The sequence below is a fragment of the Halomonas saccharevitans genome (genome assembly GCF_900116405.1).
Classification (GTDB): domain Bacteria; phylum Pseudomonadota; class Gammaproteobacteria; order Pseudomonadales; family Halomonadaceae; genus Halomonas; species Halomonas saccharevitans.
In genome coordinates, this window is the sequence record NZ_FPAQ01000015.1 from 1 (window position 1) to 13628 (window position 13628).

12 protein-coding genes are annotated in these 13628 nt (G+C 68.4%); 4 read left to right on the plus strand and 8 right to left on the minus strand.

Going from position 1 to position 13628, the window contains the following annotated elements; all coding sequences use genetic code 11:
- A partial coding sequence (locus BM388_RS08330; protein WP_139233902.1) for an IS30 family transposase occupies positions 1 to 347 on the plus strand: 347 nt, incomplete at its 5' end.
- A 22-nt stretch (positions 348 to 369) separates the two neighbouring features.
- Here BM388_RS08330 and BM388_RS08335 read toward each other — a convergent pair.
- Genes BM388_RS08335 through BM388_RS08355 form a run of 5 tightly spaced genes read right to left on the minus strand, consistent with a single transcriptional unit; the run spans position 370 to position 6955 of the window.
- Positions 370 to 1269: a hydroxymethylglutaryl-CoA lyase gene (locus BM388_RS08335; RefSeq protein WP_089849048.1), complete on the minus strand. Its 900-nt coding sequence runs from the start codon at positions 1267 to 1269 to the stop codon at positions 370 to 372.
- A gap of 10 nt (positions 1270 to 1279) precedes the next feature.
- Positions 1280 to 3316, minus strand: a complete 2037-nt coding sequence (locus BM388_RS08340; RefSeq protein ID WP_089849049.1) for an acetyl/propionyl/methylcrotonyl-CoA carboxylase subunit alpha — start codon at positions 3314 to 3316, stop codon at positions 1280 to 1282.
- Positions 3313 to 4158, minus strand: a complete 846-nt coding sequence (locus BM388_RS08345; RefSeq protein ID WP_089849051.1) for an enoyl-CoA hydratase/isomerase family protein — start codon at positions 4156 to 4158, stop codon at positions 3313 to 3315. Before BM388_RS08345 ends, BM388_RS08340 begins: the two co-directional genes overlap by 4 nt.
- Positions 4159 to 4165: 7 nt before the next feature.
- Positions 4166 to 5773 (minus strand): carboxyl transferase domain-containing protein, encoded by a 1608-nt coding sequence (locus BM388_RS08350; RefSeq protein ID WP_089849054.1) that lies wholly within the window; start codon positions 5771 to 5773, stop codon positions 4166 to 4168.
- Between the two features lie 12 nt (positions 5774 to 5785).
- Positions 5786 to 6955: an isovaleryl-CoA dehydrogenase gene (locus tag BM388_RS08355; protein WP_089849056.1), complete on the minus strand. Its 1170-nt coding sequence runs from the start codon at positions 6953 to 6955 to the stop codon at positions 5786 to 5788.
- 276 nt (positions 6956 to 7231) lie between these two features.
- On the opposite strand from BM388_RS08355, the gene BM388_RS08360 reads away from it, so the two are divergent.
- From BM388_RS08360 to idi, 3 genes are all read left to right on the plus strand, one after another.
- On the plus strand, positions 7232 to 9205 hold the full coding sequence (locus BM388_RS08360; RefSeq protein WP_089849058.1) for a serine hydrolase domain-containing protein: 1974 nt from the start codon (positions 7232 to 7234) through the stop codon (positions 9203 to 9205).
- A 177-nt stretch (positions 9206 to 9382) separates the two neighbouring features.
- A complete protein-coding gene (locus BM388_RS08365) occupies positions 9383 to 10531 on the plus strand; it encodes a phytoene/squalene synthase family protein (RefSeq protein ID WP_089849061.1) in 1149 nt (382 codons plus the stop codon).
- Positions 10532 to 10559: 28 nt separating this feature from the next.
- Positions 10560 to 11144 carry an isopentenyl-diphosphate Delta-isomerase gene (idi, locus tag BM388_RS08370; RefSeq protein ID WP_089849062.1) on the plus strand — a complete coding sequence of 195 codons (585 nt, stop codon included), beginning with the start codon at positions 10560 to 10562 and terminating at the stop codon, positions 11142 to 11144.
- Between the two features lie 102 nt (positions 11145 to 11246).
- On the opposite strand, the gene BM388_RS08375 is transcribed toward idi, so the two are convergent.
- From BM388_RS08375 to BM388_RS08385, 3 genes are all read right to left on the minus strand, one after another.
- Positions 11247 to 12026 carry an ABC transporter substrate-binding protein gene (locus BM388_RS08375; RefSeq protein WP_245781500.1) on the minus strand — a complete coding sequence of 260 codons (780 nt, stop codon included), beginning with the start codon at positions 12024 to 12026 and terminating at the stop codon, positions 11247 to 11249.
- A gap of 113 nt (positions 12027 to 12139) precedes the next feature.
- Positions 12140 to 12865 carry an ATP-binding cassette domain-containing protein gene (locus BM388_RS08380; protein ID WP_089849065.1) on the minus strand — a complete coding sequence of 242 codons (726 nt, stop codon included), beginning with the start codon at positions 12863 to 12865 and terminating at the stop codon, positions 12140 to 12142.
- The gene (locus BM388_RS08385; RefSeq protein ID WP_089849067.1) at positions 12862 to 13566 is read right to left on the minus strand and encodes an ABC transporter permease; all 705 of its coding nucleotides are present in this window, start codon (positions 13564 to 13566) and stop codon (positions 12862 to 12864) included. Before BM388_RS08385 ends, BM388_RS08380 begins: the two co-directional genes overlap by 4 nt.
- Positions 13567 to 13628: the final 62 nt, after the last annotated feature.

The following is a 13628-nucleotide window of genomic DNA, read 5'->3' on the forward strand; positions in this document are numbered from 1 at the left end:
GCCTACTGAAACCTCGTCGGGGCGCGGTCCAGACCATCACGCTGGACAATGGCTCCGAATTCGCCGAGCACCAAGCCGTGTCCAAGGCAGTGACAGCAGCGACATACTTCTGTGATCCCTACTGCTCCGGGCAGCGTGGGACCAACGAGAACACCAATGGCCTGATACGGCAGTACTTTCCCAAGGGAACGGACTTCCGCCAGGTCACCGATGCCGAGCTTCGCAGGGTGCTCAGGAAGCTGAATGACCGCCCTCGAAAACGGCTCGGCTATCGGACACCGGCACAGGTATTCCTGGGGGAATACTCAGGAGCCCTGGATACCGCAGGTGCTGCACTTATTGCTTGAATTCAGGCGTTGTGGCTGGCCGTTACTTCGCGGACAGCGCCACGCCCACCTTGGAGCGGTTGGGGCGGCCGATGGTCTGGGTGATCCAGGTGCCGGTGGCGGCCAGGGCTTCCAGGTCGATGCCGCTCTCGATGCCGAGGCCATCGAGCAGGTAGACCACGTCCTCGCTCGCCACATTGCCGGAGGCGCCCTTGGCGTAAGGGCAGCCGCCGAGGCCGGCCACTGAGCTGTCGATCACCGCCACGCCTTCCTCGAGCACGGCATAGAGGTTGGCGAGCGCCTGGCCGTAGGTGTCGTGGAAGTGGGCGGCTAGCTTGTCCATCGGCACCTCGCGGGCCACGGCCTCGAGCATGCGCTTGGCCTTGAGCGGGGTACCGGTGCCGATCGTGTCGCCGAGCGAGACCTCGTAGCAGCCCATCTCATACAGCGCCTTGGAGACCTCGGCCACCTTGGCCGGGGCGATCTCGCCCTCGTAGGGGCAGCCGAGCACGCAGGAGACGTAGCCTCGGACCCGCACGTTTGCCTCGCGGGCGCGCTCGAGCACCGGGGCGAAGCGCTCGAGGGACTCGGCCACCGAGCAGTTGATGTTCTTCTGCGAGAAGGCCTCGGAGGCGGCGCCGAACACCGCGACCTCGTCCACGCCGCACTCGAGCGCCGCCTCTAACCCCCTGAGGTTGGGGGTGAGCGCCGAGTAGGTGACACCTTGGCGGCGCGTCAGGCCCTGCATCACCTCGCGGTGATCGGCCATCTGGGGCACCCACTTGGGCGAGACGAAGCTCGCCGCCTCGATGTGGGTGAGGCCGGCGGCGCCGAGCCGGTCGATCAGCGCAAGCTTGGTCTCGGTGCCGATCGGCTCGGGCTCGTTCTGCAGGCCGTCGCGGGGGCCGACCTCGACCAGGCGCACGTTTTGCGGAAATGCCATGGTGCTCTCCTTACTCGTCGGCGGCGAAGTCGAGCAGCACGTCGCCCTGGCCCACGGTATCGGTGGCCTGGAAGTGGAAGCTTGCCACGTGCCCATCGGCGGGGGCGGTCATGGTGTGCTCCATCTTCATGGCCTCCATCACCATCAGCGGCATGCCCTTCTCGACGCGGGCGCCGGGCTCGACCAGCAGCGCCACCACGGTGCCGTGCATGGGCGCGGTGAGGGTCGATTCGGCCTCCTGGCGGCCGTGATCGATGGCGTCGATGCGCCGCCAGAAGAGGCGCGTCTCGCCGCGCGGGTCGACCATCACCACCACGTTGCCATCACGCCGCGCCTGCAGGCGGCGGCGGTGGCCGTCCAGGGTGATGGCCACGGCGTCGCCCTGGAGCGAATCGAGGCGCGCGGTGAGCGTCTCGCTGCCGATGGTCAGGTGCCAGGCGGCGTCCTCGCGCTCGCGGGTGCCCTCGACCACCACCACGGCCTCGGAGTCGTCGTCATCCTGGGCATGGGCCGGGTCGCACAGGGCGATGCGGATGGTGTGCGGCGCATTGAGGCGGAAGCCGTCGTGGCGGTCCCAGGGCGAGTCGCTCTCGCACTCGCGGGCGAGCTGGTGCAGGCCTACCAGGGCGGCCCCGGCGTACTCCTCGGTGCTGTACTGCTTGGGCGCGAAGAGGGTGGCTTCGTTTTTCTCGATGAAGCGGGTGTCGAGCTCGCAGGCCTGGAAGGCCGGGTGGGTGGCCAGGCGCTGCAGGAAGGCGCGGTTGGTGACCACGCCCTGCACGTCCAGCGCGGCCAGCGCACGGTTGAGGGTCGCCAGCGCCTGGGCGCGGTCGTTGCCGTGCACGATCAGCTTGGCGAGCATCGGGTCGTAGTGCATGGAGACGGCATCGCCGGTCTCCACGCCGCTGTCCAGCCGCACGCGGGCAGGGTCCAGCTCGGCGCCCTTGAGGTCCATGGCGAAGCGGGTGAGGGTACCGGTGGCGGGCAGGAAGTCTTGCTCCGGGTCCTCGGCGTAGAGGCGCGCCTCGAAGCTGTGGCCGGTGATGGTGAGATCTGCCTGCGCCAGCGGCAGGGCCTCGCCCATGGCCACGCGCAGCTGCCACTCGACCAGATCCTGGCCGGTGATCATCTCGGTGACCGGGTGCTCCACCTGCAGGCGGGTGTTCATCTCCATGAAGTAGAACGAGCCGTCGGCATCGAGCAGGAACTCGACCGTGCCGGCGCCCACGTAGCCGATCTCCTTGGCGGCGCGCACCGCGGCCTCGCCCATCTCGCGGCGCAGGCCCTCGCTCATGCCCGGGGCCGGGGCCTCCTCGAGCACCTTCTGGTGGCGGCGCTGCACGGAGCAGTCGCGCTCGAAGAGATAGACGCCGGCGCCGTGGCTGTCGCAGAACACCTGCACTTCCACGTGGCGCGGCTGGGTCAGGTACTTCTCGATCAGCATGCGCTGGTCGCCGAAGGCGGCCTGGGACTCGCGACGGCAGCCGTCGAGCGCGGCCTGGAAGCCCTCGCTGGACTCCACCACGCGCATGCCCTTGCCGCCGCCGCCGGCGCTCGCCTTGAGCAGCACCGGGTAGCCGATCTTGTCGGCCTCGGCCTTGAGCAGGGCGTCGTCCTGGTCGTCGCCGTGGTAGCCCGGTACCAGCGGCACGCCGGCGTTGGCCATGCGCGCCTTGGCGGCGGACTTGTCGCCCATGGCGGCGATGGCCGAGGCGGGCGGGCCGACGAAGACGATGCCGGCCTGGTCGAGCGCCTCGACGAAGGCGCCGTTCTCGGAGAGGAAGCCGTAGCCCGGGTGGATGGCGCCGGCGCCGCTGCGGCGGGCGGCCTCGACCACGGCCTCGACCTTGAGGTAGCTCTCGCGGGCCGCGGCGGGGCCGAGGCGGATCGCCTCGTCGGCCTCGCGCACGTGGCGGGCGTTGGCGTCGGCATCGGAGTAGACGGCGACGGTGCGCAGGCCCATGGCACGCGCCGTGCGCATGACCCGGCAGGCGATCTCGCCGCGGTTGGCGACCAGCAGGGTGTCGAAGGGGGTCGAACGGCTCATGAGCGGCGCTCCGTGGCGGTCGTGTCGGGATTATTCTGGGGGGCGTCGGTGGTCCAGGCGGGGCGGCGCTTGTCGAAGAAGCTGGCGAGCCCCTCCTGGCCCTCGGCGCTGACGCGAAGCTCGGCGATCACCCGGCAGGTGTGCTCGCGGGTGGCCTTGCTGTCGGGCTCACGGGCGACCTCGGCGAGCAGCGCCTTGGTGGCGCGCTGGGCCTGGGGCGAGCCGGCCAGCAGGGTCTCGAGCATGGCGTCGACGGCGGCGTCGAGCTCGTCGGGGGCGACCACCCGATGCACCAGGTCGAGGCCCTGGGCGGTGGCGGCGTCCATCACCTCGGCGGTCAGCGCGTAGCGGCGCGCCTGGCGCTCGCCGAGGGCGCGCTGCACGTAGGGGCTGATCACCGCCGGCGAGAGGCCGATCTTCACCTCGGAGAGGCAGAACTTCGCCTTCTCGGAGGCGACCACCACGTCGCAGCAGGCGGCGAGGCCCACGGCGCCGCCGAAGGCCGCGCCCTGCACCCGGCACAGGGTGGGGCAGGGCAGGGTGTCCAGGCGGTGCATCAGGGTCGCGAGCTTGCGCGAGTCGGCGAGGTTGCCGTCGAAGTCGTACTCGACCATGCGCTTCATCCAGCCGAGGTCGGCCCCGGCGGAGAAGCTCTTGCCCTCGGAGCCCAGCACCACCACGCGGACCTCGCCGTGGTGGGCACCATCATGCAGGCGCTCGAGGTGGGCATTGAGCTCGGCGATCAGATGGTCGTCGAAGGCGTTGTGCACGTCCGGGCGGTCCAGCGTCAGCCGGGCCACGCCGCGGTCGTCGATCGTCAGTCGGGAATATGTCGGCGTCATCTCGACCTCACATCCGGAACACGCCGAAGCGCGTCTCTTCCACTTCGGCATTGAGGGCGGCGGCGAGCGACAGGCCGAGGACCTCGCGGGTCTGCAGCGGGTCGATCACGCCGTCGTCCCACAGCCGCGCACTGGCGTAGTTGGGGTGGCCCTGGTGCTCGTACTGCTCGCGGGTCGGCGCCTTGAAGGCCTCTTCCTCGTCCTTCGTCCACTCGCGGCCCTCGCGCTCGATCTGCTCGCGCTTGACCTGGGAGAGCACGCCGGCGGCCTGTTCACCCCCCATGACGGAAATCCTGGCATTCGGCCACATGAACAGCAGGTTGGGCTCGAAGGCGCGGCCGCACATGCCGTAGTTGCCGGCGCCGAAGCTGCCGCCGATCAGCACGGTGAACTTGGGCACCCGGGCGCAGGCCACGGCGGTGACCAGCTTGGCGCCGTGCTTGGCGATGCCCTCGTGCTCGTACTTGGAGCCGACCATGAAGCCGGTGATGTTCTGCAGGAACACCAGCGGGATTTTCCTCTGCGCACAAAGTTCGATGAAGTGTGCGCCCTTCACGGCGGATTCGGAGAACAGCACGCCGTTGTTGGCGACGATGCCCACCGGGTGGCCGTGGATGTGCGCGAAGCCGGTGACCAGGGTGTCGCCGTAGGTGCGCTTGAACTCGTCGAAGTCGGAGTCGTCGACGATGCGCCCGATCACCTCGCGCACGTCGTAGGGCTTCTTGAGGTCGGTGCCGACGATGCCGTAGAGCTCCGTCGGGTCGAGGCGCGGCGGCCTGGAGGGCTGCATCTTCAGCTCGCCGCGCTTCTGCCAGTTGAGCCGCGACACGCAGGCGCGGGCCAGCTGCAGGGCGTGGGCATCGTTCTCGGCGTAGTGGTCGGCCACGCCGCTGACCTTGGCGTGCACGTCGGCGCCGCCCAGGTCCTCGGCGCTGATGCTCTCGCCGGTGGCGGCCTTCACCAGGGGCGGGCCGCCGAGGAAGATGGTGCCCTGCTCGCGGACGATGATCGACTCGTCGGCCATGGCCGGCACGTAGGCGCCGCCGGCGGTGCAGGAGCCCATCACCACGGCGATCTGTGGGATGCCTTCGGCGGAGAGCGTGGCCTGGTTGTAGAAGATGCGCCCGAAGTGGTCGCGATCCGGGAAGACCTCGTCCTGGCGGGGCAGGAAGGCGCCGCCGGAGTCGACCAGGTAGAGGCACGGCAGGCGATGCTTGCGGGCGATCTCCTGGGCGCGCAGGTGCTTCTTCACGGTCAGTGGGAAGTAGGTGCCGCCCTTGACCGTGGCGTCGTTGGCGACGATCACGCACTCCACCCCCGAGACCCGGCCGATGCCGGTGACCACGCCGGCGGCGGGCACCGGGCCGTCGTAGACCTCATGGGCGGCCAGGGACGAGAACTCGAGGAAGGGCGAGCCCTCGTCGATCAGGTGGTCGATGCGGTCGCGCACGAACAGCTTGCCGCGGGACTCGTGGCGGGCGCGGGCCTTCTCGCCGCCGCCCTGGTGGATGGCGGCGGTCAGCTCGCGCAGCTTGCCGACCTCGTGTCGCATGGCGACGTCGTTGGCCTGGAAGGCCTCGCTGCGCGGATTGATCTGGGTCTGGAGGATGCTCATGGAACGCCGCCCTTACTTGGATTCGTTGAACAGCTCGCGGCCGATCAGCATGCGACGGATCTCGCTGGTGCCGGCACCGATCTCGTAGAGCTTGGCATCGCGCAGCAGCCGCCCGGTGGGGTACTCGTTGATGTAGCCGTTGCCGCCGAGCAGCTGGATGGCGTCCAGCGCCACCTGGGTGGCCTTCTCGGCGCAGTAGAGGATCACGCCGGCGGCGTCCTTGCGCGAGGTGCGGCCACGGTCGCAGCCCGCCGCCACCGCGTAGAGGTAGGCGCGGCAGGCGTTCAGGGTGGTGTACATGTCGGCGATCTTGCCCTGCACCAGCTGGAACTCGCCGATCGACTGGTTGAACTGCTTCCGCTCGTGGACGTAGGGCACCACGATGTCCATGGCCGCCTGCATGATGCCGATGGGGCCGGCGGCGAGCACGGTGCGCTCATAGTCCAGACCGCTCATCAGCACCTTCACGCCGCGGCCCACCTCGCCGAGCACGTTGGCTTCCGGCACCTCGCAGTCCTGGAATACCAGCTCGCAGGTGTTGGAGCCGCGCATGCCGAGCTTGTCGAGCTTCTGGGCGGTAGAGAAGCCGGGCATGTCCTTCTCGATAATGAAGGCGGTGATGCCCTTGGAGCCGGCCTCGGGGTCGGTCTTGGCGTAGACCACCAGCACGTCGGCGTCGGGGCCGTTGGTGATCCACATCTTGTTGCCGTTGAGGACGTACTTGTCACCCTCCTTGCGGGCGCGCAGCTTCATGGAGACCACGTCGGAGCCGGCGCCCGGCTCGGACATGGCCAGCGCGCCGACGTGCTCGCCGCTGATCAGCTTGGGCAGGTACTTGGCCTTCTGCTCTGCCGAGGCGTTGATCTTGAGCTGGTTCACGCAGAGGTTGGAGTGCGCGCCGTAGGAGAGCCCCACCGAGGCGCTGGCCCGGGAGATCTCCTCCATGGCGATGCAGTGGGCGAGGTAGCCCATGCCGCTGCCGCCGTCCTCGTCCGAGACGGTGATGCCGAGCAGCCCCATGTCGCCGAACTTCTTCCACAGGTCGTTGGGAAACTCGTTCTTCTCGTCGATCTCGGCGGCGCGCGGGGCGATCTCGTCACGCGCGAAGGCGTTGACGTGATCGCGCAGCATGTTCAGCTCGTCGTCGAGGCCGAAATCGAGGGGTTGGTAGGGCGTGTGCATGGCAGGGCTCCCGTCGTGTCAGGTGACGCGCCTTGTGCGTGAGCGAGGGCGCGACAGGCAAACTGGTGTCATCGAAATGGCAGATGGCACAAGACTAGGCGAGGTTGACGTTAACGTAAAGTGCAGCATCGCTCGGCTTAGACCAAGGTGGCAATCGCGAGGCGCCGGCCCGAGATCCGCCGCCGTGAAGCGGCGGGGCCTGGGTTTTCTGCGTTTGTTGGGCGACCATTCCGACTCAGCGAAGGGAAACGGGGCTATCCGGGGAGGCGCGCGATCATGAAGCTCATGCGAGGGGCATCGAGCGTTTTGCTGGTCTGGCTATGGGCGGCCATGGTCCTGGGCGCGGGCATCGATGGGCAGGATCGTGAACGGGAGCAACGCGAGCGGCCTGAAGTCGAGAAACAGGCGATCGAACGCCAGGACCTCGAGGCCTTCGTCGACGGCTTTGTGACCGCGCGCATGGAGGCACACCATGTCGCCGGCGTCACGGTGGCGGTGGTCAAGAATGACGCGCTGGTGCTGGCCAGGGGCTTCGGGTCGGCCGACATAGAGGCCGGGCGCCCGGTGGTGGCCGAGCGGACCCTGTTCCGGCCGGGTTCGATCTCCAAGCTCTTCACCTGGACGGCGGTGATGCAGCTGGTGGAACAGGGCCGACTCGACCTGGACACCGACGTCCGCGAGTACCTGCCAGGCTTCCCTCTGGAGACCCGCTATTCGGCACCCATCACCCTGCGCCAGCTGATGGCCCACACGCCGGGCTTCGAGGACACGGCCATGGGCCATCTCTTCGAGGATGACCCCGACGCCGTGCTGTCGTTGCCGGAGTATCTTCGCCGTCATGCCCCGGCCCAGGTGCGTCCGCCGGGCACCTGGCCGGCCTACTCCAACTTCGGGGTGGCGCTGGCCGGTCGGGTGGTGGAAGTGGTCAGCGGCCTGTCCTGGGAGGCCTATGCCGAGCGCCACCTGCTGGCGCCGCTGGGCATGCGAGACAGCACCTTTCGCGAGCCCTGGGGGCCGCAGCGCGAGCAGACCCCCATGGCCCCGGCCCTGCGCGAGCGGGTCAGCGAGGGCTACCAGTGGGTCGATGGCGCCTTCCGGCCGGGCGGCTTCACCTTCGTCGGCGGCATCGGCCCGGCGGGCAGCCTCTCCACCACGGCGACCGACATGGCGCGCTTCATGCGCGCCCACCTCAATGAGGGCCGGCTCGGCGAGGTGGCACTGCTCGCACCGGAGACGGCCCGTGAGATGCAGCGCACCCACTATCGGGTGGCGCCGGGGCAGCCCGGCATGGCCCACGGTTTCATCGAGAGCGAGATCGCCGGCTACCGGGCCCTCGGCCATGGCGGCGGCACGGTGCATTTCGTCTCCGATCTGCAGCTGATCCCAGAGTTGGAGCTTGGCGTGTTCATCAGCACCAACAGCAACGGCGGCCAGGCGCTGATCCGCGGCTTCGCCGAGGAACTGGTGCGCCGCTACTTTCCGGCCGAACCACCCTCCACCGCCTCGGCGCCCGACGATCCGCAACGCTATGCGGGGGACTACCTCTCCACACGGCGACCCTACACCACGGTCGAGGCGCTGCTGAATCACGACATGGCCAGCGTCCACCTGGACCGGGACGGCCAGCTGGTGCTGAGCCGCCGAGGACGAGAGATTCGTCTGATGCCGGCGCAGGGGGAGGGAGAAGGAGAGGGGCTCTTCCGCCAGGCCGATAGCGGCGAGCCGCTGCGCTTTCTTGATGACCAGAGCGGCACGGTGACCCACCTGGCGGTGCCGGAGCCGATCATGGTGATGGAGCGGGTCGGGCCGCTGGCCAACCCGCGCTGGCGACTCGCCTTCCTCGGCCTTGCTGGGCTGGTGTTCGTCGCCACCCTAGGCTCGGCTCTGTTGGGCGGCTGGCGCCGGCCTCGTGCGCGCCGGGCCACGGTGCGCTGGGCGGCGCGGCTGACGCTGCTGGCCGCGGGGCTCTGGGTGGTGAGCATGGTCCTCGCCCTGGCCGGGGTGCTGCCCATCACGCGGGACGTGGGGCTCGTCTTCTTCGGCTTCCCGCCGCCGGCCTTCGTGGCCGCTCAGGTCATTGCCATGTTAGCGGGGGCGCTGAGCCTGGGGAGCCTCGCCCTGCTGGCGCCGGTGCTGGGTGAAACCGGCTGGACGCCGGGCCGGCGCCTGCGCCATGCCGGGCTGGTCGTGCTGCTCACCCTCACCCTGGTGACGGTCTGGCAGTTCAATGGTTTCGTGCTGATGGGCTGAGGCCAGAAACACTCCCGCCACGCAAGGATCACAACAAGCTGTCGAGGAGGGGACCTCGACGTTGACTGGGCGTCGTTACTCTTCCGAAGTCAGCGTGATAACTTGCTTATAAAACCTGTCTCGAACTTGCAAATCACGCGGGTCGGTCAATCGCGACACATCAAGGGGTGTACTGCCATGGCCCAGGCCCTTGCGGCGGCTTCCGACATTGCAGAGGCAGACGCCTATCAGGGCAGGGCTCTTGGCGGGGTGTCACGCACCTTTGCCCTCACCATCCCTCAGCTCCCGGCCGATCTGCGCAAGGTCGTGACCAATGCCTACCTGCTCTGTCGTATTGCCGACACCGTGGAGGATGAACCGGCGCTTTCCGCGGTTCAGAAGACCCGCTTGCACGAACGGTTCCTGGCGGTGCTGAGAGGAGAGGAGAAGGCCCAGCGTTTCGCCAGCCAGGTCACGCCGCTGCTATCCCAGGCCACGTCACCGGATGAACGAGAGTTGGTAGCCAACACGCCACTGGTCGTCCGCTGCACCCATAGCCTCGCAGCGCCCCAACAGCAGGCGCTGATCAAGTGTGTGAGCATCATGTGCCGGGGCATGGGCCATTACCAGGAGAATTCCAGCCTGGAGGGCCTGGCCGACCTGGGCGAGATGGATCGCTATTGCTATTACGTGGCAGGCGTCGTGGGTGAAATGCTCACCGACCTGTTCTGTCAGCACTCGGGCGACATGCGTGAGCGGCGTGCCGAGATGCTGGCCCTGGCGCCTTCGTTCGGACAGGGTCTGCAGCTCACCAACATCCTCAAGGACCTCTGGGATGATCGGCAACGCGGCGTCTGCTGGCTGCCCCGCCGGGAATTCCAGGAATTCGGTGTGGAAGTCGCGAGCCTGGCGCCGGGACGCAGCGATCCGGCGTTCGCCACCGCCCTGCGATACATGATCGGCATTGCGCATGCCCATTTGCGACATGCCTTTCGCTACACGCTGATGGTTCCGGCGAAGGAAACGGGCATCAGGCGCTTCTGCTTATGGGCCATCGGCCTGGCCGTGCTCACCCTCAGGCGGATAAATGAGCGGCCGACCTATTGCACGGGGCGGCAGGTCAAGGTGTCACGCCGCACGGTCAAGGCCGCCATAGCGAGTACCCGCCTGGCGACACGTCATGATGGCATGCTCAGGCTGCTTTTCAGCGGTGTGACCCGGGGATTGCCACTCGAACCGCTCGCGGGCCTACATCCGGAATTGAGTGCGTGGGCGTTCGAGCCTTCCGGTAGTGATGGCTTTTCAGCCGCAGCCTATGGCCTTCGGCTCGGCAATGACGAGGAGTAGGCAGATATCACGGACAAGGAGGTGACCATTGGTTAGCACTGGCTCAAGCAAGCGCGACGAGACCGTTTCCTTCGATGACGAGGAGCTGATCCTGGTCGATGACGAGGACAGGGAGCTGGGGCATTTGAGCAAGGCCAAGTGCCACGAAGGCAGCGGTGTGCTGCATCGCGCCTTCTCGCTGTTCGTGTTCAATCATGATGGGGAGCTTCTGCTGCAGCAGCGGGCGGAAGGCAAGCGCCTCTGGTCGCTGTGCTGGTCTAACAGCTGCTGTAGCCATCCTCGCCGAGGCGAGTCCATGGAAGCGGCGATTCACCGGCGATTATGGCAGGAGGTCGGCCTCGAGGCGCAGCTCGACTTCCTCTACAAGTTCCGCTATCAGGCCCAGTTCGTTTCAAGCGGGGCCGAGCACGAGCTTTGCTGGGTATATCTTGGGGTCACGGACGATACGCCACGCCCCAACCGCCAGGAGATTGCCGACTGGTGCTGGATATCACCCGCAGCGCTCGATGCCGAGCTGGCCTCTCGCCCGGAGCACTATACGCCCTGGTTCAAGATGGAGTGGGCGCGATTGCGCAGTGAGTTTTCCGATGAGCTCACGCGTTATATCCGATAGTCTCGACGGCGGAGAGCGGGCCTTTCATGGCCCGGCCAACATAGCCCGGCCAACGTGGCCGGGCGCTCTTGGATCTGCGGGTGAGGCGATGTTATCGCCGGCTCAGTCGGCGTGGGCGTTGGGGAAGAACAGCTGCTGGCCCTTGACCTCGAAGTCGGCGATGGCGGCCTGGCCCTCCTCGGAGAGCAGCCAGTCGTGCCACTGCTCGGCGAGATCGTGCTTCAGGTGCGGATGGCGCTCCTCGGACATCAGGATGCTGCCGTACTGGTTGAACAGCGCTTCGTCGCCGGCGAACAGCAGCTCGAGGTTCTGGCGGTTGTCGAAGGCGACCCAGGTGGCGCGGTCGCTCATCGCGTAGGCGTCCATGCCGGCGGCGGTGTTCAGGGTCGGCCCCATGCCGCTGCCGAGCTCGCGGTACCACTCGCCGCCCGGCGTCACATCGGCGGCGTCCCACAAGCGCAGCTCGGCGCGGTTAGTGCCGCTGTCGTCGCCGCGGGAGGCGAAGGGCGCCTCGGCCGCGGCGATGTCGGAGAGCGCCTCCTCGATGCTCTCGGCATCGGCGATGCCGGCCGGGTCGTCGCTCGGGCCGACGATCACGAAGTCGTTGTACATGACGTCGGCGCGCTCGGTGCCGTAGCCCTCGGCGACGAAGCGCTCCTCACCGGCGGTGTCGTGTACCAGCAGGCTGTCGGCGTCGCCGCGGCGGGCGATCTCGAAGGCCTGGCCGGTGCCTACGGCGACCACGCGCACCTCGATGTCGCTCGCCTCGCTGAACTGGGGAATGATGGCGTCGAAGAGCCCCGAGTTCTGGGTGGAGGTGGTCGAGGCCAGGGTGATGTGGCGCTCCTCCTCCTGGGCGTTGGCGCCGAGCGAGGCGGCCATCAGGCCGAGGGCGACGAGGGTGAGTCCTGCCGGTTGCATGGTGCCTTTCCTTCTCATGATGCCGTTCCTTTTTATTGCCGAGTGAAATGTCGCACGGTGCGATGGGCGGGCCGTCACCAGATCAGCTCGCCCCGGATGAAGGCCCGCGCCTCGTGTGAGGCGGGAGCCGTGAAGAAGGTCTCGGCCGGGCCGTGCTCGATGAGCCGCCCGCCCACCATCAGCACGATGTCGTCGGCCAGGCGACGGGCTTGGTTCAGGTCGTGGCTGGTCATCACGATGCGCGTGCCGCGGCGGTGGAAGTCGAGTACCGCATCCTCCACCGCCTTGATGGCGGCGGGGTCCAGCGCCGAGGTGGGCTCGTCGAGAAACAGCACCTCGGGCCTGGCGAGCCACGCCCGGGCCAGGGCCAGGCGCTGCTGCTCGCCGCCGGAGAGCACCCGGGCCGGGCGTGCCTCCAGGGCGGCCAGGCCGAAACGCTCCAGCGCCTCGCGGGCCAGCGGCTTGCGCCGGCGGCGTGGCGTGCCGGCGATCGCCAGGGCGTAGGTGAGGTTGGCCAGCGCCGAGCGGCGCAGCAGCACCGGGCGCTGGAAGACCATGGCCTGGCGCGGCAGGTGGCCCTCCCAGTGCACGCGGCCGGCGGTGGGGGCGAGCAGGCCATGGGCCAGGCGCATCAGCAGGCTCTTGCCGGCGCCGTTGGGGCCCATCACCAGGGTGCGCCGGCAGCCGGCGAGGCGCAGGTCGACGGGGTGCAGCAGCGACTGGCCGCGGTGGGCGAAGCCGACACCCGACAGGGAAAGCGAAGGAATGGGCGTGACGTCCAGACGGGTCCACTCGTTCATCCCAGCCGCCTCCGCGCCGATTCGCCGACCAGGTGCGCGGCGGCGTTGACCAGGGCCACCAGGCCGAGCAGCACGATGCCGAGCCCCAGCGCCAGGGGCAGGTCGCCCTTGCTGGTCTCCAGCACGATGGCGGTGGTCATCACCCGGGTCACCCCGTCGATGTTGCCGCCGACGATCATCACCGCACCCACCTCGGCGCTGGCGCGGCCGAAGCCGGCCAGCATCACGGTGGCCAGGCCGAAGCGGGCGTCCCACAGCAGGGTGGGGATGCGCCTTGCCCGGGAGACGCCCATGGAGGTGAGCTGCTCGCGGTAGTCGCCGTGGAGCTCCTCGATCTGCTGGCGGGTCAGCGCGGCGATGATCGGCAGCACCAGGATCACCTGGGCGATCACCATGGCCCCGGGGGTGAACAGCAGGCCCAACTCGCCCAGCGGGCCGGCACGCGATAGCAGCAGATAGACCGCGAGCCCGGCCACCACCGGCGGCAGCCCCATCAGCGCATTGAGCGCCACGATCAGCACCCCGCGACCGGGGAAGCGCCACAGCGCGATCGCCGCGCCCAGCGGCAGGGCGACCAGCGCGGCGATCAGTACGGCGGAGAGCGAGACCTTCAGCGACAGCGTGACGATCCCGATCAGGTCGGGATCGAGCCCGAGGATCAGGGCCAGGGCGGTCTGGAAGGCGTTGGCGTCGTCGGGCATCGGGCTCTCCTGCGATCTTCCTGCATCATGTGCGTTAAACACCGCTAATGCACCCGGTGCGG